The sequence below is a fragment of the Sphingomonas sp. MS122 genome (genome assembly GCF_049532975.1).
In the GTDB taxonomy this organism is placed as follows: Bacteria; Pseudomonadota; Alphaproteobacteria; order Sphingomonadales; family Sphingomonadaceae; genus Sphingomonas.
The window spans coordinates 40,159-61,872 of the sequence record NZ_CP186695.1 but is presented as its reverse complement, the minus strand read 5'-3'; the positions used below and the strand labels follow the sequence as shown (position 1 = coordinate 61,872).

Below are 21,714 nucleotides of genomic sequence, written 5' to 3'. Positions count from 1 at the left end.
CCAGACCGGGAAATTGACCACATGAAACTGCTTCATATCGATTCCAGCATCCAGGGCGCGGGTTCGGCGAGCCGCGCCGTCAGCGCCGCCGTGACCGAGCGGCTTCGCGCGGAAAATGCGGCGATCGAGATCGCCTATCGCGACCTCGCCGCGCAGCCGCTGCCGCACCTGACGCTCGACGTGCTCGCCGATCCCGCGGGCAATACCGAGCTGCAGGCATTCCTCGCCGCGGATATCGTGGTGATCGGCGCGGGCCTCTACAATTTCAGCATCCCCAGCCAGCTCAAGGCATGGCTCGACCGCGTCATGATCGCCGGCCAGACCTTCAGCTATGGTCCCGAAGGGCCGGTCGGGCTGGCCGGAGGCAAGCGCGTGATCGTCGCGCTGGCGCGGGGCGGCTTCTACGGTGCCGGCACGCCCGCCGCGCCGCTGGAGCATGGCGAGACCTATCTCGGCGCCGCATTCGGGTTCATCGGCATCAAGCCCGAATTCATCATCGCCGAGGGCGTGGCGCTGGGCGATGAGGCCCGTACGGCGGCGGTCGATGCGGCGCGCGTGCAGGCCTCGAATCTCGCGGCATCGTCGCTCGCAGCCTGATCGAACTGGAAAAAAGAAGGGGCGGGATCACTCCCGCCCCTTTTTACTTGGCCTTGGCCGCGACGGTTTTCTTGCCGCCACCCTTTTTGGGCCGCTTGGGTGCCGCAGGGGTGATGGCGAAGGTCAGCGCGCCGTCCTTCAGCTTCACCTCGACCTCGCCGCCATGGACGAGCTTGCCGAACAGCAGCTCCTCGGCGAGCGGCTGCTTGACCTTCTCCTGGATCAGGCGGCCCATCGGGCGCGCGCCGTAGAGCTTATCGTAGCCGCGCTCGGTGAGCCACGCCTTGGCCTCGTCGTCGAGCGCGATGTGCACGCCGCGGTCGGCGAGCTGCAGCTCGAGCTGGAGAATGAATTTCTCCACCACCCGCTCGACCACCTTGGGCGGGAGATAGTCGAACGGCACGATCGCATCGAGGCGATTGCGGAATTCCGGCGTGAACAGCTTGCGCACCGCGTCTTCCTGAACGTCGTCGCGGCTGATCTCGCCGAAGCCGATGCTCTCCCGCGCCATGTCGGACGCGCCGGCATTGGTCGTCATCACCAGGATGACGTTGCGGAAATCGACAGTCTTGCCGTGGTGGTCGGTCAGCTTGCCGTTGTCCATCACCTGCAGCAGGATGTTGAACAGGTCCGGGTGCGCCTTCTCGACCTCGTCGAGCAGCAGCACGCAATGCGGGTTCTGGTCGACCGCATCGGTGAGCAGCCCGCCCTGGTCATAGCCGACATAGCCCGGCGGCGCGCCGATCAGGCGGCTGACGCTGTGGCGCTCCATATACTCGGACATGTCGAAGCGCTGGAGCGGGATGCCGAGCAGCTCGGCGAGCTGCTTGGTCACCTCGGTCTTGCCGACGCCGGTCGGGCCCGAGAAGAGATAGTTGCCGATCGGCTTCTCGGGATCGCGCAGGCCCGCGCGACTGAGCTTGATCGCCGAGGACAGCACCTCGATCGCCTTGTCCTGGCCGAACACGACGCGCTTCAAGTCCGTCTCGAGATTGGCGAGCACGCGCGTGTCGTCGGTCGAGACGCTCTTCGGCGGGATGCGCGCCATCGTCGCGATCACCGCCTCGATCTCCTTGGGGGTGATCGTCTTCTTGCGCTTGGACGGCGGCACCAGCATCTGCATCGCGCCGACCTCGTCGATCACGTCGATCGCCTTGTCGGGCAGCTTGCGGTCGTTGATGTAGCGCGAGCTCAGCTCGACCGCCGACTTGATCGCGTCGGGGGTGTACTTGACCGAGTGGTGCTGCTCGAACGCGGTGCGCAGGCCGGCGAGGATCTTGATCGTGTCCTCGATCGTCGGCTCGTTGACGTCGATCTTCTGGAACCGGCGCAACAGTGCGCGGTCCTTCTCGAAATGGTTGCGGAATTCCTTGTACGTCGTCGAGCCGATGCAGCGGATCGTGCCGCCCGACAGCGCCGGCTTGAGCAGGTTCGACGCATCCATCGCGCCGCCGCTGGTCGCGCCGGCGCCGATCACCGTGTGGATCTCGTCGATGAACAGCACCGCGTGCGGCAGCTTCTCCAGCTCCGACACGACCTGCTTCAGCCGTTCCTCGAAATCGCCGCGGTAGCGCGTGCCGGCGAGCAGCGCCCCCATGTCGAGCGAGTAGATCACCGCTTCCTTGAGCACGTCGGGCACGTCGCCCTCGACGATCTTGCGCGCCAGACCCTCGGCGATGGCGGTCTTGCCGACGCCGGGATCGCCGACATAAAGCGGGTTGTTCTTGCTGCGGCGGCACAGGATCTGGACGGTACGGTCGACCTCCGGCCCGCGGCCGATCAGCGGATCGACCTTGCCGGCCTTGGCCTTCTCGTTGAGGTCGACGGTGAACTGCTTGAGCGCGCTCTCGCCCTTCTTGCCGCCTTCGCTCTTCGCCGGCTTCTCCTCCTCGGCCGCGCCCTTGGGCGGCGTGGATTCAGCCGGGCTCGCACCCTTGCCGACGCCATGGCTGATGAAGCTCACCGCGTCGAGCCGGCTCATGTCCTGCTGCTGGAGGAAATAGACGGCGTAGCTCTCGCGCTCGCTGAACAGCGCGACCAGCACGTTGGCGCCGGTCACCTCGTCGCGGCCCGAGGACTGGACGTGGAGGATCGCGCGCTGGACCACGCGCTGGAAGCCGCTGGTGGGCGATGGATCGGTAGTCTGGTCGACGCGCAGCGCCTGCAGCTCGGTGTCGAGATAATGGGCGACGGTGGTCTTGAGCTCGTCGAGATCGACCCCGCACGCGCCCATCACCTTCGAGGCATGCTCGTCGTCGACCAGCGCGAGCAGCAGATGCTCGAGCGTCGCATATTCGTGGCGGCGCGAACTCGCCGCCTCGAGCGCGCGGTGGAGAGTGGATTCGAGGGCGGAGGCGAAACTAGGCATTCGGGAACAACTCCAGTCGGGCCATCAGGACATGCGGCCCGTTTCCACCAATGTTGGAAGTGCGGTGCCTCGCATCAAGCGCAGCGCTTTCGCACCGGAGTGGCGTGACGCCCGGCTCCGGTACGACGCTCATCGCTTGAATAGGGCGTCGGCGCTTGCGCGATGATTAACGGCGCGCTCCATCTTTCCCCGGCAGCGCGCGATCTCGGCCTCGAGCAGCTGAATGCGCTCGGCCAGCTCCTCGACAGAGAAGGGATCGAGGTCCTGGCGCGCGAGCTGCGCGGCGGGGTCGTCGGTGCGACGCGGAAGATCGTCGGCGTCCATCACGGTGGAGCGTCGGATGCCGCGTGAGCAAAGTCAAGCGGCCCCGGCGGGATAAAACTGGTGATAGATTGGGCGGTTGAAGCCTTGACGTCGTGCCTCCCGATCCCGATTCAGGCGGCAAGGGGGAATAGCATGACGCGCGTGCCACAGCAGATGATGGCGGTCGATCCGGCGCAGCCGGGCGGAGCCGAGGTGCTGACGCTGGTCGAGCGGCCGGTGCCGGCCCCCGGCCCGGGCGAGGTGCTGATCCGAGTCGCCGCGGCAGGAGTCAACCGTCCCGACGTGGTGCAGCGGATGGGCGCCTATCCCCCGCCGCCGGGCGTGACGAGCATTCCGGGGCTCGAGGTCGCCGGCGAGGTCGTGGCGGTCGGCGCGGAGGTGCCGCCCGAGGTGATCGGCCAGCCGATGTGCGCGCTGATCGCGGGCGGCGGCTATGCCGAATATGCCGTGGCTCCGATCGGCACGTGCCTGCCCGTTCCCGGAGCCCTGTCGATGGCCGAGGCCGCGGCGATGCCCGAGACGCTGTTCACCGTGTGGACCAACCTGTTCGAGCGCGGTTATGCGAGCGAGGGCGAGACCGCGCTGGTCCATGGCGGCACCAGCGGGATCGGGACGATGGCGGTATCGCTGTGCAACCTGTTCGGCGTGAGGGTGATCGTGACGGCGGGGAGTGACGACAAGGCCGCCGCCTGCCTCGCGCACGGCGCCGATCATGCGATCAACTACAAGACCGAGGATTTCGTCGAGCGGGTGAAGGCAATCACCGGCGGGCGCGGGGTCGACGTGGTGCTCGACATGGTCGGTGGCGACTATGTCGCGCGCAACCTCAACTGCTTGGCCGATGACGGGCGCCATGTGTCGATCGCGGTTCAGGGCGGGGCGGTGGCGACCGTGCCGGTGTGGGAGATCATGCGCCGCCGCCTGACCCTCACCGGCTCGACGCTGCGCGCGCGCGACGTGGCGTTCAAGACGCTCGTCGCCGACGAGCTCGCGCGCACGGTGTGGCCGCATGTCGAGGCGGGGAAGCTCAAGCCGGTGATCGACCGCACCTTCCCCCTCGCCGAGGCGGCCTCGGCGCACCGCCGGATGGAGAGTGGCGCGCATATGGGGAAGATCGTACTCGTTCCGGGCGGCTAGTCCGCCAGCGCGGCGTAGCGCGCGTCGATCTGCCTCGCCATGTTCAGCAAATGCGCCCGCGCCTCGGCCAGGTTCGCCGGCCGGGGTGACCAGTCGGGGTCGGGGAACTGCTCGATCGCGCGGTCGATATTGGTTTCGTCGACAAAGGCAGGATCGGGCGTCGCCGCGCGCAGCGCCTTGAACGGCGCGAGGAAGATATAGCCGTCGAACAGGTCGGCGAGTGTGAGATCGCGGTCGCACACGCCGTAATAGCTATAGTCGCGCAGCGCACCCATCGGGGCCTGGCGCAGGTCGAATCCGACGGGCCGATTGCCGTTCAGCAGCATGACCCGCTCGACCGCGCCGTCACCCGGCTGCTCGAACGGCCGCGACCGTCCCGGCAGTGCGGGCAGCGACTGGTGAAGCAGCACATTGGTGATCCGCGCGCCATGGCTCGCGTGCAGCCGATTGCCGAGCGAATTGACGGTGCGCTGGCAGAAGCCGTCGCCGTCGCTCTGGATCTGTCCGGCGGCATGCCGGGTGAAGGCGTGGACGGTGCCTGTCAGCACCAGCGCTTTCTCCCCGCGATCCAGCACTTCCCGGGCGACGAGCGCGGCACGGAACTGGTCGGCCGTTCCGCGCGGGAACACCTGCTGCATCGTCGCGGGCGTGCGGAGTCCGCTGAAACCGCTCCAGTCGAAGACATAGCTCATGTTGACGATGCGGAACGGTGGTTTGCCCTTGGGCAGGCTGCGGTTGAATGCCCATACCGCGCGGTAGATGTCGTGATAGTCCTGCCAGCTCCACATCACATTGTAGTTGAACATGACGGCGCGGGCGGTTCGCGCGTCATAAGCAGGCGCGGTCACCAGCCGGTCGAGTCGAGCCTGGTCCTCCTCGGCGCCGAATTCCATGACCAGGTTGGTAACGCCCGCGGCGTAGAGCCGGGGAATCGCGTTGATCACGAAGGCGATGTTCTGCTTTACCGCGTGGTCCTCGGCGAGCAGCACGATGTCGGCGCTGCGGAACTTCGCGAGCAGATAGTCTTCGGGCGACGGTGCGGCGGCGACCTGCGCGCGCCGGGCGGCTTCGGCCCGCGTCTCGGCACCGCCCTCCGGTGAGAGCAGCGGTGCCAGCAGGAAGGCCAGCGGATCGGCGAGCCGCGCCCGCCACGCCTTCTCGCTGTGATCGGTGCCCGGATAGATGCGGCTGTCGAAATGTTCGCCCTGGCGCCAGCCGGCGCGCCGCATGAACGCCTCGAACGGCGCGGTATAGGGGACGTAGCGAGCGTCGAGCGTCTCGGTGCCGCGGTCGAGATAGATGCGGTGCCGCCCCGGCGTGAGGTGGCTGAGCGTGAGATAGGTCTCGAACGCGCGCAGCACCTGGCCGGTGTAGCGAGAAGGCGGCGGCAACGGGGCGCTCGAATTGCCGAGCAGCCAGTGCATCGACAGCGACGCGCTGCCGCCGAAGACCTCGGGATACTCGGTTTGCGCGTAGAGCGAGATGAGGCCGCCCATCGACGAGCCCATGACGAAGGTCGCTGCCCGGTCCGTGCGGGTACGATAATGCGCGTCGATGAAGGGCTTGAGCTCGCGCACGAGGAACCGGAGATACGCGTCGGATTGCGGTGCGCCCCAGCCCGCGTCGAGCATCGCGCGGCTCGCCTCGGGCAGCAGGTCGTAGATGCGCTGCGGCAGATACTCGCGGCCGCGCGCGGCCGAATTGTCGATGCCGACGATGATCACCCGCGGGATTCGGCCCTCACGGATCAGGCGCGCGGCGGTTTCGCCGGCGCCCCAGCTCACCCCGCCGAACGCGCGCGCATCCTCGTGGAGATTCTGCCCGTCCTGCATGTAGACGACGGGAAGCGGCGGCCCATCCTCACGATAGCCCTCGGGCAGCCAAACGGTGACGTCGCGGGCGGGTACATGGCTCGACTGGAATGCCGTGTGGCGCACAAGGCGCGGGCTGGCCTGGGCGGCGCCAATCGCGGCGATGCCGAGCAGCAGGAATGCAAGCCTCTGCAACCACCGGCCAGCAAGTCCCGCCATCGCTTTCCTCCCGTTGTCCGGCCCGTCGCCGGCCGCTGGCGGCGGGATAGGAAGGCGTCGCATTCGGGTAAAGCGAGGGTGGCGGTGAATACGTATGTCGATGCGCGTCGGCGCTTGGTGAGCTTGCGCTTCCCGGGTGCGGCATGCGTGGTTAAGGGCTGGGCCGTCACGCGCGATCCGCGCTTCAACCGGGGAGTATCATGGCCGAACTGATCCTGCATGAATATGCCGCGTCGGGGAACTGCTACAAGATCCGGCTTGCCGCGGCGCTGACAGGCAAGCCGATCGAGCGGCGCGAATATGACATCCTGAAGGGCGAGACCCGGACCGAAGCGTTCCTGTCCAACGTCAATGCCAATGGCCGCATCCCGGTGCTGCAGGACGGCGACCGCTTCCTGCCCGAGAGCAATGCCGCCGCCTTCTACGTCGCCGACGGCAGCGCGCTGATCCCCGCCGATCCGTTCGACCGTGCGGACATGCTGCGCTGGATGTTCTGGGAACAATATAACCACGAGCCCAACATCGCGACGGTGCGCTTCTGGCTGAGCCTGGTCGGCGAGCATAATCTCTCCGACCTCCAGCGCGCGATGCTGCCGGGTAAGCGTGCGGGCGGCGAGGCGGCGCTCAAGCTGATGGATGCGCATCTCGCGACGCGCGACTGGCTCGTCGGCGATCGGCCGAGCGTCGCGGACATCTGTCTCTACGCCTATACGCATGTCGCCGAAGAGGGCGGCTTCTCGCTGTCACCCTGGCCGGCAGTTCGGGCATGGATCGCGCGGGTCGAGGGGCAAGAGGGGTATATTCCCATCACTGCGTGACACCGCGATGACGTCCAGACGCGCCCAGCTGTAACATTCCCGATTCATAGGCAGCGCGGGCAAGGACTTAACCGCGGGGCTAACATGGCCACGATTACTCGGCTTCCGTTCGACGCGGCGGCAACCGATCTTGCAGATTTCACGGCTTCCAATCCGGCGATTCCCGAGCGAGTGATCGGCGGGCGGAAGCAATATCGCACGATCTGGATCTCCGACATCCATCTCGGCACGCGCGGCTGCAACGCGGAGATGCTGATCGACTTCCTCGATCACGTCGACAGCGAGACGATGTACCTGGTCGGGGACATCATCGACGGGTGGCAGCTCAAGAAGAAATTCTACTGGCCGGCGGCGCACAACGACATCGTCTGGCGCATTCTCAAGCGCGCGAAGCGCGGCGCCCGGGTGATCTACATCCCCGGCAACCATGACGAGATCTTCCGCCAGTTTACCGGGCTGAACTTCGGCGGGGTCGAGATCAAGCGCCAGGCGATCCACCAGACCGCCGACGGCAAGCGCCTGCTGGTGCTGCACGGCGACGAGTTCGACGCGATCACCCTGTCGCATCGCTGGCTCGCGCATCTCGGCGACGCGGCCTACACCGCGGTGATGGCGTTGAACCGCTGGTGCAACAAATACCGGCGCTGGCGCGGGCTGCCCTATTGGTCGCTCAGCAAGCACGCCAAGCAGAAGGTCAAGAACGCGGTCGAGTTCATCTCGAACTTCGAGGAAATCGTCGCGAAGGAAGCGGGTGCGCGCGGCGTCGACGGCGTGATCGCCGGGCACATCCACACCGCCGAGATGCGCCAGATCGACGGAATCGAATACTATAATGACGGCGATTGGGTGGAGGGTTGCACCGCGCTCGTCGAGCATTACGATGGCCGGATGGAAATTCTCCATTGGGCCGACGAGATCGCAGCACGCGACGCGGCCCCGGAACGGGTCGAGGCGCTGGCTGCTGCTTGAGTGACGAGGAGATGCGGATCGCGATCGTAACCGACGCCTGGGAGCCCCAGGTGAACGGTGTCGTTCGCACGCTGCAATCGGTGCGCCGGGTGCTGGAGAGCCAGGGGCACAAGGTGCTCGTGATCTCGCCCGACCGCTTCTACTCGGTGCCGTGCCCGACCTATCCCGAGATCCGCCTTGCGATGGTCCGCAGCCGCACGATCGGCGACCTGCTCGACGATTTCTCGCCGCATGCGGTGCATCTTGCAACCGAGGGGCCGGTGTGCGTGGCGGCGCGGCGCTGGTGCCTGCGCCACGATTTCCCGTTCACCACCGCCTATCACACCCAGTTTCCCGACTATGTCGAGGCGCGCTCGGGCGTGCCGGCGGAGTGGGTGTGGCGCTATATTCGCTGGTTCCACGCGCCGGCGCAGTCGATCCTCGCCTCCACCCCGTCGATCCGCCAGGCGCTGATCGATCACGGGCTGACCCAGGTGCGGCACTGGGGCCGCGGCGTCGATCTCGCCAACTTCCGCCCGGGGCTCGAGCCGCATCCGGCGATGGCGGGACTCGACGGGCCGGTGCAACTCTATGTCGGGCGCGTCGCGGTCGAGAAGAATCTCGAGGCGTTCCTCGCCTCGACGCATCCAGGCACCAAGGTGGTGGTCGGCGACGGCCCGGCGCGGGCGTCGCTGCAGGCGAAATATCCGGCCGCGCGTTTTCTCGGTCCGATGTTCGGCGCCGAGCTGGCGAGCGCCTATGCCGCCGCCGACGTCTTCGTCTTCCCGAGCAAGACCGACACGTTCGGCCTGGTGATGATCGAGGCGTTGGCCTGCGGCACGCCAGTCGCCGCCTATCCGGTGACCGGACCGGTGGATATCCTGACGCCCGAGACCGGGGCGATGGCCGAGAATCTCGACATTGCGATCGCCGAAGCGCTGACCAAGGATCGCGCCGCCTGCGCCGACTATGGCCGCAGCTTCACCTGGGAAGCGAGCGCGCACCAGTTCCTGATGGCGCTGGTGCCGATCATCGAGGAAGCGCGCGCCGCCTGAACCGGACCGGCAGCTTCAGCCGCCCTTCCGCCCCTTCGCCGTGTTGTCCTGCGCTTCCGGCTCGGGCGCCGCGCCGTCCAGCCTGCCCCTGGCTGGAAGCTTCGCCGGTTTTGCGGTGCTGGGCGGCGTATCGTCCTTGCGGTCAGTCATGAAATCTTTCCCCCTTCAAATCCGCGGATCGCGATATATGCGTTCGCGCAGGAGCTTAGTGGATTATGGGCTGTCGTCGATACCGCCTTCGCACGCTCCCGTGGTTGACCTGATATAAAGATATCTTTATATCTCTAATCCCATGAAGATCGCGCTCGAAATCTTCCGCGCCCTCGCGGATTCGACCCGGCTGCGCATCCTCGCGCTGCTGCGCTCGATGGAGCTCAGCGTCGGCGAACTCGCACAGGTGCTCGGCCAGAGCCAGCCGCGCGTCTCGCGGCACGTGAAGATCCTCTGCGACGCGGGCCTTGCCGAGCGGCGCAAGGAGGGAAGCTGGGTGTTCGTCGCGCTGGGCAGCGATCGCCATGTTCGGCCGGTGCTGGCGGCGCTCGACGCCTGGTCGGCGGACGATGCCGATCACTGGGCGGTGGCGGACAGCGCCCGGCTGGCGGCGGTGCGCGCCGATCGCGCCGCGGCGGCCGAGGAGTGGTTCGAAACGCATGCCGGCGAATGGGACGCGATCCGTTCGCTCCATGTCGCCGAGAGCGAGGTCGAAGCGGCGATGGCCGCGGCGCTGGGCGAGCTTCCGATCGAGCGGCTGATCGACATCGGCACCGGCACCGGCCGGATGCTCGAACTGTTCGCGCCGCGGGCGAAGAGCGCGCTCGGGATCGATCGCAGCTCGGAGATGCTGCGGCTCGCGCGCGCCAAGCTGTCGGGGCAGGGTCTCGCCAATGCCGAGCTGCGCCAGGCCGATCTCTATGCGCTGCCGATGGCGGACGACGAGGCGGACGCGGCGATCCTGCATCATGTGCTCCATTTCGCGCAGCAGCCGGGCGCGGCGATCCGCGAGGCGGCGCGCGTACTGGGCGACGGCGGGCGGCTGCTGATCGCCGACTTCGCCCCGCACGACCGCGAGGAACTGCGCCAGCGCGAGGGGCATGTACGGCTCGGCTTCTCGGACGAGCAGATGCTCGGCTGGTTCGAGGCGGCGGATCTGGCGCCGGTCATGACCGAGACGCTAGAGGGCGGCGAGCTGACGGTGAAATTGTGGCTGGCGCGCAAGGCGGGCCAGGCTCTTGGGAAAGTGAAGGCAGCATGAGTGTGCGTTTGGATCCGGGTGCGCCGCTGTTCGCGGACGTGGCCGGCGACATCGATGTCAGTTTCGAATTCTTCCCGCCCAAGACGGAGAAGATGGAGGAGACGCTGTGGGAGTCGATCCAGACGCTCTCGCCGCTGGGTCCGCGCTTCGTCAGCGTGACGTACGGCGCGGGCGGATCGACCCGCGAGCGCACCCACAACACCGTCGCCCGCATCGCGCGCGAGACGCCGATCGCGGCCGCCGCGCACCTCACCTGCGTCGAGGCGACGCGCGAGGAGATCAATGCGGTCGCCGAGGAATATTGGGCGGCGGGCGTGCGCCACATCGTCGCGCTGCGCGGCGATCCGCCGACGGCGGGGGCCAAGTTCACCTCGCCGGTGGGCGGCTATGAGAATGCCGCGGACCTGGTCGCCGGGCTGCGCAAGCTGCATCCGTTCGAGATCTCGGTCGCGGCCTATCCCGAATGCCACCCGGACTCGCCCGATGCGGCGCACGACCTCGATAATTTGAAGCGCAAGATCGATGCGGGCGCCAACCGCGCGATCACGCAGTTCTTCTTCGAGCCGGAGACCTTCCTGCGCTTCCGCGACCAGGCTGCGGCCGCCGGGATCGAGGCGGAGATCGTGCCGGGGATCATGCCGGTGATGAACTATGCCAGCGTGGTGCGCATGTCGGCGATGTGCGGCACGGCGGTGCCGGCGTGGATGGCGCGGCTGTTCGAGGGGCTGGACGATCACCCGGCGGCGCGCCAGCTCGTCGCGGCGACGCTGGCGGCGGAATTGTGCCGCAAGCTCTATGCCGGCGGCGTGCGCCAGTTCCATTTCTACACGCTCAACCGCGCCGAGCTGAGCTACGCGATCTGCCATCTGCTGGGCGTGCGGCCCACCGACAATGCTGGGGAGAAGGCGGCATGACCGCGCGCGAGAAACTGCTGGCGGAAGCGGCCAAGCGCATCCTGATCACCGACGGCGCGTTCGGGACCGAGATCCAGAACTGGAAGCTCGACGAGGCGGCCTATGCCGGCGACCTCGGCCTCAGCCATGACCAGAAGGGCAACAACGACATCCTCGCGCTGACCATGCCCGAGGTGCCGGCATCGATCCACCGCGCCTATTTCGAGGCGGGAGCGGATATCGCCGAGACCAACACCTTCTCGGCCAACCGGATCAGCCAGGCCGATTACGGCGCCGAGCATCTGGTCCACGCGATCAATTATGAGAGCGCCAAGCTGGCGCGCTCGATCGCCGACGAGTTCGAGGCGAAGGACGGCCGTCCGCGCTTCGTCGCCGGCGCCCTGGGGCCGACCAACAAGACGCTGTCGCTGTCGCCCGACGTCAACGACCCGGGCTATCGCGAGATCGACTTCGATTACCTCAAGGACGTCTATCGCGAGCAGATCGACGCGCTGGTCGAGGGCGGGATCGACTTCGTGCTGATCGAGACGGTGTTCGACACGCTCAACGCCAAGGCCGGGATCATGGCCGCGATCGAGGCGGGCGAGGCACTCGGCCGCGATTTGCCGATCATGCTGTCGATGACGCTGACCGACCTGTCCGGGCGCAACCTCTCGGGCCACACGGTCGAGGCGTTCTGGCACGCGGTGCGGCATGCCAAGCCGGTGACGATCGGGCTCAACTGCTCGTTCGGCGCGGAGCAACTGCGGCCACACGTGAAGACGCTGAGCGGCCTCTGCGACACGCTGATCATGGTCTATCCCAATGCCGGCCTGCCCAACGAGCTCGGCGCTTATGACGAGGCACCGGCCACCACCGCCGGACTGGTCGGCGAGTGGGCCGAGCAAGCGCAAGTCAATGTGCTCGGCGGCTGCTGCGGCTCGACGCCGGAGCATATCCGGGCGATCGCCGAGGCGGTGAAGGGCCTGCCGCCGCGCGCGATCCCGACGCCGGAGGTGCGCACGCGGCTGGCCGGGCTCGAGCCGTTCACGATGGCGGCTTAAATCGTCACCCCAGCGACCCGAAGGGCGACCGAAGGTCAACGCTGGGTCTGGTGCGGCAGGCGCACGTCAAGTTTAGAAAGATCCCAGCTTTCGCCGGGATGACGGGGATTGAATTGAACGCCACCACCTCCACCAGCTTCGTCAATGTCGGCGAGCGGACCAACGTCACCGGATCGGCCAAGTTCAAGAAGCTGATCATGGCCGGCGACTATGCCGCCGCGGTCGAGGTCGCGCGCCAGCAGGTCGAGAACGGCGCGCAGGTGATCGACGTCAACATGGACGAAGGCCTGCTCGACGCGCACGAGGCGATGACGACCTTCCTCAAGCTCATCGCCGCCGAGCCCGACATCGCGCGCGTGCCGGTGATGATCGACAGCTCGAAATGGGACGTGATCGAGGCCGGGCTGAAATGCGTCTCGGGCAAGCCGATCGTCAACTCGATCAGCATGAAGGAAGGCGTCGACCAGTTCCTCGAACATGCGCGCAAATGCATGGCCTATGGCGCCGCGGTGGTGGTGATGGCGTTCGACGAGGTCGGGCAGGCCGACACGCGGCAGCGCAAGGTCGAGATCTGCGAGCGCGCCTACAAGCTGCTGGTCGGCATCGGCTTCCCGCCCGAGGACATCATCTTCGACGCCAACGTGTTCGCGGTCGCGACCGGGATCGAGGAGCACAACAACTATGGCGTCGACTTCATCGAGGCGGTGAAGGAGATCAAGGCGCGCTGCCCGCACGTGCATTTCTCGGGCGGCTTGTCGAACTTGAGCTTCTCGTTCCGCGGCAACGAGCCGGTGCGGCGCGCGATGCACTCGGTGTTCCTCTATCATGCGATCCCCGCCGGGCTCGACATGGCGATCGTCAATGCCGGGCAGCTCGACGTCTATGACGCGATCGACCCCGAGCTGCGCACCGCGTGCGAGGACGTGATCCTCAACCGCGACGCCGAGGCGGGCGAGCGGCTGGTGGCGCTGGCCGAGAAGTTCCGCGGCACCGACGCGGTGGCCGAGAAGCAGGCGGCGGAGTGGCGCGGCTGGGCGGTCGAGAAGCGGCTCGAGCATGCGCTGGTCAAGGGCATCGACCAATATGTCGTCGAGGATACGGAGGAATGCCGGCTCAAGGCGGCCAAGCCGATCGAGGTGATCGAGGGGCCGCTGATGGACGGGATGAACGTCGTCGGCGACCTGTTCGGCAGCGGCAAGATGTTCCTGCCGCAGGTCGTGAAATCGGCGCGCGTGATGAAGAAGGCCGTGGCGCACCTGCTGCCCTTCATCGAGGCGCAGAAGGAGCCGGGCGCCAAGGGCAAGGGCAAGGTCGTGATGGCCACCGTCAAGGGCGACGTCCACGATATCGGCAAGAACATCGTCGGCGTGGTGCTGCAGTGCAACGGCTTCGAGGTGGTCGATCTCGGCGTGATGGTGCCGTGGTCGAAGATCCTGGAGGCGGCGAACGAGAATGATGCCGACATGATCGGGCTCTCCGGCCTGATCACGCCGAGCCTCGACGAGATGGTGACCGTCGCCGAGGAGATGAAACGCGCCCAGATGACGATGCCGCTGCTGATCGGCGGGGCGACCACGAGCAAGGTCCACACCGCGCTCAAGATCGCGCCGGCCTATGACGGGCCGGTGGTGCACGTGCTCGACGCGAGCCGCGCGGTGGGCGTGGCGACGACGCTCGTCTCCGACACGATCCGCGACGATTACGTCGCCAAGGTCGCCGACGAATATGAGGCGGTGCGTATCGCCCGCGCCAACAAGGGGCAGAGCGAGCTGGTCCCGATCGCGGTCGCGCGCGACAACGCATTCGAGGCGGACATGAGCCTCAAGCCCGCCAAGCCGCGCATGCCCGGCGTGCACAATTTTCCCGACTGGGACCTCAAGGACCTGCGCCAATATATCGACTGGACGCCGTTCTTCCGCGCGTGGGAGCTGGCCGGGGTCTATCCCGCGATCCTGCAGGACAAGGTGGTGGGCGAAAGCGCGACCTCGCTGTTCGCCGACGCGCAGAAGATGCTCGACCGCATCATCGAGGAGAAGTGGCTGACGGCGCGCGGCGTCGCGGGGCTGTGGCCGTGCCGGCGCGCGGGCGACGACATCATCGTCCATGTCGAGGACGAGAAGCATGTGACGCTCCCCATGCTGCGCCAGCAGATCCAGAAGCGGGAGGGGCGGGCGAACATGTGCCTCGCCGACTTCATCGACCGCCAGGGCGACTGGATCGGCGGCTTCGCGGTGAGCATCCACGGCATCGAGCCGCATCTCGCGCGCTTCAAGAACGCGATCGACGATTACAGCGACATCCTGCTCAAGGCGCTGGCCGACCGCCTGGCCGAGGCGTTCGCCGAGCGGCTGCATCACTATGTGCGCACGGCGCTGTGGGGCTATGCCGAGGGCGAGCAGCTGACCAACGAGGCGCTGATCAAGGAGGAATATCGCGGCATCCGCCCGGCGCCGGGCTATCCCGCCTGCCCCGAGCACAGCCTCAAGCCGATCCTGTTCGACATGCTCGATGCGCACAAGAACACCGGCATCAGCCTGACCGAGAGCTTCGCGATGCTGCCGACCGCGGCGGTCAGCGGCTTCTATTTCGGGCACCCTCAGGCCGAGTATTTCGGCGTGGCGCGCATCGGCCGCGACCAGCTCGAGGAATATGCCGCGCGGCGCGGGGTGAGCCTGGAACAGGCGGAGCGCTGGCTGCGGCCGAACCTGGACTGAACGGGCTCGAGATCCTCTGAAAACCTGCCGCTGCGAATGTGAATTGCGTTCCGACCCGTTGGCGATGATAACGTTGACATAGGCACGGGCCGCACGAGTCCGGCAGGGGAGGCAAGTCGATGGCGCCGGCGGAGCTCAGCATCTATTTCTTCGCGCAGCTCGCGATCATCATCGCGGCGGCGCGGGGGGTCGGCTGGGCCGCGCGGAAGTGGCTGGGACAGCCGCAGGTGGTGGGCGAGATGATCGCCGGCGTGGTGCTCGGCCCGTCGCTGTTCGGGTTGATCTTCCCCGAGATCCAGCAGGCGCTGTTCCCCAAGGACAGCCGCACCCTGCTGTTCGTGCTCGCCCAGCTCGGCGTCGGCCTCTACATGTTCCTGGTCGGGCTGCAGTTCCGCAGCGACAAGTTCCGCGCAAATGTGAAAAGCGCCGCCTCGGTCTCGATCGCGGGGATGGCGGCGCCGTTCCTGATCGCGATGCTGATCGCGCCGCTGCTGCTCGCCAATGGGGGGCTGTTCACCGCCGGGGTCGACCAGGTCCAGGCGACGTTGTTCATGGGCGCGGCGATCGCGATCACCGCCTTCCCGATGCTCGCGCGGATCATCCATGAGCGCGGGCTGAGCGGGACCCGGCTGGGCACGCTGTCGCTGTCGGCGGGCGCGATCGACGACGCGGCGGCGTGGACGGTGCTGGCGATCGTGCTCGCCAGCCTCGGCGCGGGCCCCATGGTGGCGATCAAGGCGATCGTCGGCGGGGGGCTGCTCGCCCTGTTCATCCTGTTCGCGGGGCCGCGCCTGCTCGCGCCGCTCGGGCGCATCGCGGCGCGCGAGGGCAAGGTGTCGCAGTCGCTGCTCGGCGTGACGCTGATCCTGTTCGCGGCCGCCGCGCTGGGCATGGACTGGGCGGGGCTGCACGCCGTGTTCGGCGGATTCCTGCTCGGCACGGTGATGCCGCGCGGCGTGTTCGCGACCGAGGTGCGGCGCATGCTGGAGCCGGTGACGGTGGTGCTGCTGCTGCCGATCTTCTTTACCTTCTCGGGCCTCAACACCCAGATGTCGCTGCTCGCCGACCCGTCGATGTTCCTGATCGCGGGCGGCATCCTGGTCGCGTCGATCGCCGCCAAGGGCGTCGCCTGCTGGGGCGCGGCACGGCTGACCGGGCAGGACAACCCGACCGCGATGGCGATCGGCGCGCTGATGAACGCGCGCGGCCTGATGGAGCTGATCATCATCAACATCGGGCTTCAGCGCGGGATCATCACCCCGGCGCTGTTCTCGATCCTGGTGCTGATGGCGATCGTGACCACGCTGATGGCCTCGCCGCTGTTCGAGCTGGTCTATGGCCGCAAGGCGCGCGCCGAGGGCTCGCTGGGCGAGCTGGGCGCGGAGCAGGGGGAAGAGGTTCAATCCGGGCTGAACGCCCCATGCGGCATCAATCCGCCGAGTTTAACCAAATAGGTTCTACGTGGAACCGTGCGAAAGCCGCGGAAATGCGTGCTTTCGAGCGGTTATGGGAGAGCGGCGGCGAGGCAGATTGCGAGAGGAAAAGTGGAACATGTCGCACAACATGTTGGCTTTTCCCGCATCGGCGCGTTCACCTGTCCGGTGATGAACGGGGAGTGTGGCGACTCGTGTGCCGCGATCGTAGGCGCGCTGCCCTAGCCGGTGTGGGAGCTATCGCGCAGCGGTGATGCTCGCCGCGACGGCTTCGGCGACCTTGATGCCGTCGATCGCGGCGGAGAGGATGCCGCCGGCATAGCCCGCGCCCTCGCCCGCGGGGAACAGCCGCTCCACGTTGAGGCTCTGGAAGTCTCTGCCGCGGGTGATGCGCACGGGGGAGGAGGTGCGCGTCTCGACCCCGGTCATCACCGCGTCGGGATGGTCGTAGCGCGCGATCTGGCGGCCAAACACGGGCAGCGCCTCGCGGATCGCCTCGACCGCGAAGGCGGGGAGGCAGCGCGACAGGTCAGTCATCGTCACGCCCGGCTTGTAGCTGGGGACGATCTCGCCGAGCTGCGTCGAGGGCCGGGCGGCGAGGAAGTCACCGACGCGCTGGCCGGGGGCGTGGTAGTTGCGGCCGCCCGCCTCGAAGGCGAGGCTTTCCCAATGGCGCTGGAAGGCGATGCCGGCGAGCGGGCCGTCGGGATAGTCGCGCGCCGGATCGATGCCGACGACGAGGCCGGAATTGGCGTTGAACTCGGCGCGCGAATATTGGCTCATCCCGTTGGTGACGACGCGGCCCTCCTCGCTGGTCGCGGCGACGACGCGCCCGCCCGGGCACATGCAGAAGCTGTAGACGGTGCGCTCGTTCGAGGCGTGGTGGGCGAGGCTGTAGGCGGCGGCGCCGAGGTCCGGGTGGCCGGCGCAGCTGCCGTAGCGCGCCTGGTCGACCCAGCTCTGTGGATGCTCGATGCGCACGCCGATCGAGAAGGGCTTGGCTTCGAGAAACACGCCGCGGCGGTGGAGCATCTCGAAGGTCGGGCGCGCGCTGTGGCCGACGGCCATGACGACATGATCGGCTTCGAGGAAGCCGCCGTCGTGGAGATGGAGCCCGCGCAGCCGCTTGCCGCCGGGCAGCCGCTCGAGCTCGAGATCGTCGACCCGCGTCTGCCAGCGATATTCGCCGCCCAGCGCCTCGATCGAGCGGCGCATGCTCTCGACCATGGTGACGAGACGGAAGGTGCCGATGTGCGGATGCGCCTCCCACAAGATGTCGTCGGGGGCGCCGGCGTGCACGAACTCCTCCAGCACCTTGCGGCCGAGGAAGCGCGGATCCTTGACCCGGCAATAGAGCTTGCCGTCGGAGAAGGTGCCCGCGCCGCCCTCGCCGAACTGGACGTTGCTGTCGGGGTTGAGCTCGGCGCGGCGCCACAGGCCCCAGGTATCCTTGGTCCGCTCGCGCACGATCTTGCCGCGGTCGAGGATGATCGGACGGAAGCCCATTTGCGCCAGGATCAGGCCGGCGAACAGGCCGCAGGGACCCGCGCCGATCACCACCGGGCGCAGGCCCGACCAGCCTCCGGGTGCGGTGACGGGCGGGCGGTACGCCATGTCCGGGGTAGGGCGGACATCTTTGTCCCCGGCGAGGTGCGCGAGCACCTCGGTCTCGTTCTTCAGGTCGATGTCGAGCGTGTAGACGAGCTGGATCGCGTTGCGGCGGCGGGCGTCGTTGCCGCGCTTGAACAGCGTCCAGGCGACGAGATCGGCGGGCGCGATGCCCAGCCGCCGGCAGATGGCGGGCGCGATCGCGTCGGGCGCATGGTCGAGCGGAAGGGAAAGGCCGGAGAGACGCAGCATCCGCGGGGCAGTAGAGGCTAATCGGCCGGGCGGGAAGGCCGGGAACCGTCAGGGCGAGGGCGGGGCCGGAGACGGCGGCCCGGCACCCGCCACGTCCAGAGGGGCTGGCGGAATCACCAGGACCTGGCCCGGAAACACGTCGTCCGGCGAATCGAGCACGCTGCGGTTGAGCTCGAAGATTTCCGGATAGCGCTTGGCATCGCCCAGATATTTCCTCGCGATCCTGCCCAGGGTGTCGTTGAGCGCCACGACATGGGTGCGAGCTTCGGCCTTGGTCTCGATGGGCACATAGGTATCGCGCGCCTTCTCGATCTCGTCCTTCAGCCGGGCGAGCGGTTTCGGGCGATAGGGCTTGCGCTCGGGCAGCTGATCCTCCGGGAGGAACCATCGCCGAAGCGTCGAGGGATGCAGGTCGTTGATCTCGTCGGGGCCGGAGCGATCCCCGGTCAGCGCCCATGCCTTCAGCCGCATCCACGCGTCCCCGATCGGATTCCCGCCCTCCAGCGGCGTGTTGTGCAGCGGCGCCGAGGCGTTGTAGCGGATGTCGCGCAACTGCGACCGCCCGTCGATACGGACATCGAGCCCCTGGTCGATCGCGCCGCGCAGCACCCAGTGCAGCGCCGCGTTGGACAGGCCGCGTTCCGGCCCGCCGCCGCCGACCGAACCGTGATCGCCCGCGAACCATTTCTGCTGGAACGGCGCATCCTCCGCATAGTGATCCTTGCCGGCGCGCGCGTTGAGGTCGCGCACGTTGCGCCACAAGGTGGGCATGAAGACGCACCGGCGCTCGTCGATCGAGAGGGCATGGCGCCCCGCCTCGACCGTCGCGCTGAGTTCGGTGTCGTGCCTGGAATAGCTCTTGTCCGGGCTTCGATCGAACACCGCCCGGACCACTTTCCACCCGAGCGAACCCACCGTGTCCCACACGCCGCAGTAACGGATGCGCAGGATGGCTCCATCGGCGCGCCCATTGGCGGCGCGCCACTTCCGCTCGCTTTCGCTGATGCAGATCGCGGGGCAGTATTTGGCGCGAAACTCGAGGATCTCGTCCGGATCGTCGTCCGCGCGGACCGCATGACGCTGATAGAGTTCCCAGGCCTCGCTGATCTGGTTCGCATCGTTGACGCTCAGGATTCCGGCGCAACGGATGAACCCGATGAAGGAGCGCGCGGTGAAGGCGCCGCGGCTGAAGCCGAACACGAAGATCTCGTCGCCCGCCTGGTAGTTGAAGATCAGGAAGCGATAGGCTTCCCGGATGTTCAGCTTGAGGCCCTTGCCGAAGGCCCCGCCGCGAAAAGTTTCGTTCGGCGCGGTGCCGACGCCCTCGTCATAATAGACGATCTGATGAATGCCCTTGTTGTCGACCGGCAGCACGCTCTCCGCCACCAGCACGACATTGGTGGGGTGCTTCTTCGTATCCAGCTTGTTCCAGGAACCATCGAAACAGAAAACCAAGCGCCGCATCATCGCTCTCCTCTGTTTCCACCAGCCATAGAACAAACGGGGATCGGGGCCAACCGAAAGAAGGCTCCGCAACGGATTGCTTGCCCGTCCTAGACAACGCGTTAAACCCTTGCGCCAAACGGGATTGGGGGATTCTGGATGGCGACCGTGGCGGAAGAGATCCAACCGGAGCACGAGCCGAGCAAGGCCGAGATGCGGCAGGTGGTGACCGCATCGTCGCTCGGCACCGTGTTCGAATGGTACGACTTCTTCATCTACGGCACGCTCGCCGCCTCGGGCATCATCGGCCGCACCTTCTTCGCGACGGGCAATCCGGTGATGGAGGCGCTCTATGCCTGGGCAGGCTTTGCGGTCGGCTTCGGCTTCCGCCCGCTCGGCGCGGTGCTGTTCGGCTATCTCGGCGACAAGCTCGGCCGCAAATACACCTTCCTCGTCACGATCACGCTGATGGGGATCGCGACGGCAGGCGTTGGTTTCGTGCCCTCCTATGCATCGATCGGCGCGGCGGCGCCCGCGATCGTGATCGGACTGCGCATCCTGCAGGGGCTGGCGCTGGGCGGCGAATATGGCGGCGCGGCGATCTACGTCTCCGAGCATTCGCCCAAGGGCCGCGCCGGCTATCACACCAGCTTCATCCAGGCGAGCGTCGGCGGCGGCTTCGTGCTGAGCCTGATCGTGGTGCTGGGGACGCGCTTCGGCACGACGCCCGAGACGTTCGAGGCGTGGGGCTGGCGCCTGCCCTTCATCTTCTCGATCGCGCTGCTCGCCATCTCGCTGTGGATGCGCGTCAAGCTCAACGAGAGCCCGGTGTTCCGCGCGATGAAGGAAGCGGGCGAGACCGCCAAGAACCCGTTCCTCGAAAGCTTCACCTATCCCGGCAACCTCAAGCGGCTGTTCGTGGCGCTGTTCGGGATCGCCGCGGGACTGACGGTGATCTGGTACACCGCGACCTTCTCGGTCCTGTCCTTCCTCCAGGGCACGATGCGAGTCGATACGGTGACGGCGCAGCTGCTCGCGGGCGGCGGCGCGGCGGCGGGGCTGTTCTGGTTCATCCTGTTCGGCAAGCTGTCCGACCGGATCGGGCGCAAGAAGCCGATCATCATCGGCTACGGCTTCACGCTGCTGCTGCTGTTTCCCCTGTTCTGGGTCATGGGGAGCGCCGCCAACCCCGGACTCGCGGACGCCGCGCGCAATGCGCCCGTGGTCGTCTCCGGCCCCGACTGCAGCTACGATCCGTTCGCGAGCAGGCAGAAGGACACGTGCGGCCAGCTGCTCGACTATCTCTCGAAGAAGGGCGTTCCCTATACCAAGGCGCAGACGCCGTCGGCGGCGGTCGCGATCGGCGAGGTGCCGGTGATCTCGACCGAGCCCGCCGATATCGACCGGGCGCTGGCGGACGCGGGCTATAATCTCGACCGCGTGGTGCCGAGCGCGGGCAACATCGTCCTGATCCTGCTCGCGATCGTCGCGCTGGCGGCGCTGTCGGGCGCGACCTACGGCCCGGTCGCGGCGCTGCTCGCCGAGCTGTTCCCGCCGCGCATCCGCTACAGCTCGATGTCGATCCCCTATCATGTCGGCACCGGCTATTTCGGCGGATTCCTGCCGCTGATCAGCCAATATATGGTGGCGAGGAGCGGCGACCCCTATTCGGGGCTGTGGTACACCTGGATCGTGGTGGCGATGGCGCTGCTCGTGACGTTGTTCTTCCTCAAGGAAAGCGACCTCTACAAGAACGCGTGATTGCGGCGGCGGGGAAG

17 protein-coding genes are annotated in these 21,714 nt (G+C 67.2%); 11 read left to right on the top strand and 6 right to left on the bottom strand.

Going from position 1 to position 21,714, the window contains the following annotated elements; translation table 11 throughout:
* The first annotated feature begins 21 nt into the window (after nucleotides 1-21).
* Nucleotides 22-597, top strand: a complete 576-nt coding sequence (locus ACO227_RS00275; protein WP_423604328.1) for an FMN-dependent NADH-azoreductase — start codon at nucleotides 22-24, stop codon at nucleotides 595-597.
* 43 nt (nucleotides 598-640) lie between these two features.
* Here the strand turns inward: ACO227_RS00275 and clpA are convergent, their stop codons facing one another.
* Together clpA and ACO227_RS00265 are read right to left on the bottom strand one after the other, a co-directional pair.
* A complete protein-coding gene (gene clpA, locus ACO227_RS00270; RefSeq protein ID WP_423604327.1) occupies nucleotides 641-2,965 on the bottom strand; it encodes an ATP-dependent Clp protease ATP-binding subunit ClpA in 2,325 nt (774 codons plus the stop codon).
* 129 nt (nucleotides 2,966-3,094) lie between these two features.
* Nucleotides 3,095-3,289, bottom strand: coding sequence for a DUF1192 domain-containing protein (locus tag ACO227_RS00265; protein WP_423604326.1), 195 nt, complete (start codon nucleotides 3,287-3,289; stop codon nucleotides 3,095-3,097).
* 132 nt (nucleotides 3,290-3,421) lie between these two features.
* On the opposite strand from ACO227_RS00265, the gene ACO227_RS00260 reads away from it, so the two are divergent.
* Nucleotides 3,422-4,426 (top strand): NAD(P)H-quinone oxidoreductase, encoded by a 1,005-nt coding sequence (locus tag ACO227_RS00260; RefSeq protein ID WP_423604324.1) that lies wholly within the window; start codon nucleotides 3,422-3,424, stop codon nucleotides 4,424-4,426.
* Here ACO227_RS00260 and ACO227_RS00255 read toward each other — a convergent pair.
* On the bottom strand, nucleotides 4,423-6,432 hold the full coding sequence (locus tag ACO227_RS00255) for an alpha/beta hydrolase (RefSeq protein WP_423604323.1): 2,010 nt from the start codon (nucleotides 6,430-6,432) through the stop codon (nucleotides 4,423-4,425). The two genes, ACO227_RS00260 and ACO227_RS00255, sit on opposite strands and share 4 nt — an antisense overlap.
* Nucleotides 6,433-6,656: 224 nt before the next feature.
* Between ACO227_RS00255 and ACO227_RS00250 the strand changes: the two genes are divergently transcribed.
* The 3 genes from ACO227_RS00250 (at nucleotide 6,657) to ACO227_RS00240 (ending at nucleotide 9,277) form a co-directional block, all read left to right on the top strand.
* A complete protein-coding gene (locus tag ACO227_RS00250; RefSeq protein WP_423604321.1) occupies nucleotides 6,657-7,274 on the top strand; it encodes a glutathione S-transferase family protein in 618 nt (205 codons plus the stop codon).
* 84 nt (nucleotides 7,275-7,358) lie between these two features.
* The gene (locus tag ACO227_RS00245) at nucleotides 7,359-8,243 is read left to right on the top strand and encodes a UDP-2,3-diacylglucosamine diphosphatase (protein WP_423604319.1); all 885 of its coding nucleotides are present in this window, start codon (nucleotides 7,359-7,361) and stop codon (nucleotides 8,241-8,243) included.
* 11 nt (nucleotides 8,244-8,254) lie between these two features.
* A complete protein-coding gene (locus ACO227_RS00240) occupies nucleotides 8,255-9,277 on the top strand; it encodes a glycosyltransferase family 4 protein (protein WP_423604317.1) in 1,023 nt (340 codons plus the stop codon).
* A gap of 15 nt (nucleotides 9,278-9,292) precedes the next feature.
* Here ACO227_RS00240 and ACO227_RS00235 read toward each other — a convergent pair whose 3' ends face one another.
* Nucleotides 9,293-9,427 (bottom strand): hypothetical protein, encoded by a 135-nt coding sequence (locus ACO227_RS00235; RefSeq protein ID WP_423604315.1) that lies wholly within the window; start codon nucleotides 9,425-9,427, stop codon nucleotides 9,293-9,295.
* 142 nt (nucleotides 9,428-9,569) lie between these two features.
* Here ACO227_RS00235 and ACO227_RS00230 point away from each other — a divergent pair, with 142 nt between their 5' ends.
* The 5 genes from ACO227_RS00230 to ACO227_RS00210 all read left to right on the top strand — a co-directional run bounded on the left by ACO227_RS00230 (nucleotide 9,570) and on the right by ACO227_RS00210 (nucleotide 16,654).
* Nucleotides 9,570-10,529, top strand: a complete 960-nt coding sequence (locus ACO227_RS00230) for an ArsR/SmtB family transcription factor (protein ID WP_423604313.1) — start codon at nucleotides 9,570-9,572, stop codon at nucleotides 10,527-10,529.
* Nucleotides 10,526-11,443 (top strand): methylenetetrahydrofolate reductase, encoded by a 918-nt coding sequence (gene metF / locus ACO227_RS00225; RefSeq protein WP_423604311.1) that lies wholly within the window; start codon nucleotides 10,526-10,528, stop codon nucleotides 11,441-11,443. The genes ACO227_RS00230 and metF overlap by 4 nt, the downstream gene beginning before the upstream one ends.
* On the top strand, nucleotides 11,440-12,486 hold the full coding sequence (locus tag ACO227_RS00220; RefSeq protein WP_423604310.1) for a homocysteine S-methyltransferase family protein: 1,047 nt from the start codon (nucleotides 11,440-11,442) through the stop codon (nucleotides 12,484-12,486). Before metF ends, ACO227_RS00220 begins: the two co-directional genes overlap by 4 nt.
* Before the next feature lie 98 nt (nucleotides 12,487-12,584).
* Nucleotides 12,585-15,200 carry a methionine synthase gene (gene metH / locus ACO227_RS00215; protein ID WP_423604308.1) on the top strand — a complete coding sequence of 872 codons (2,616 nt, stop codon included), beginning with the start codon at nucleotides 12,585-12,587 and terminating at the stop codon, nucleotides 15,198-15,200.
* A gap of 119 nt (nucleotides 15,201-15,319) precedes the next feature.
* Nucleotides 15,320-16,654: a cation:proton antiporter gene (locus ACO227_RS00210; RefSeq protein WP_423604307.1), complete on the top strand. Its 1,335-nt coding sequence runs from the start codon at nucleotides 15,320-15,322 to the stop codon at nucleotides 16,652-16,654.
* A 216-nt stretch (nucleotides 16,655-16,870) separates the two neighbouring features.
* Here the strand turns inward: ACO227_RS00210 and ACO227_RS00205 are convergent, their stop codons facing one another.
* On the bottom strand, nucleotides 16,871-18,493 hold the full coding sequence (locus ACO227_RS00205) for an NAD(P)/FAD-dependent oxidoreductase (protein WP_423604305.1): 1,623 nt from the start codon (nucleotides 18,491-18,493) through the stop codon (nucleotides 16,871-16,873).
* Between the two features lie 48 nt (nucleotides 18,494-18,541).
* The gene (locus ACO227_RS00200; RefSeq protein WP_423604304.1) at nucleotides 18,542-20,122 is read right to left on the bottom strand and encodes a phospholipase effector Tle1 domain-containing protein; all 1,581 of its coding nucleotides are present in this window, start codon (nucleotides 20,120-20,122) and stop codon (nucleotides 18,542-18,544) included.
* Between ACO227_RS00200 and ACO227_RS00195 the strand changes: the two genes are divergently transcribed.
* A complete protein-coding gene (locus ACO227_RS00195; protein WP_423604302.1) occupies nucleotides 20,096-21,697 on the top strand; it encodes an MFS transporter in 1,602 nt (533 codons plus the stop codon). The genes ACO227_RS00200 and ACO227_RS00195 overlap by 27 nt on opposite strands.
* Nucleotides 21,698-21,714: the final 17 nt, after the last annotated feature.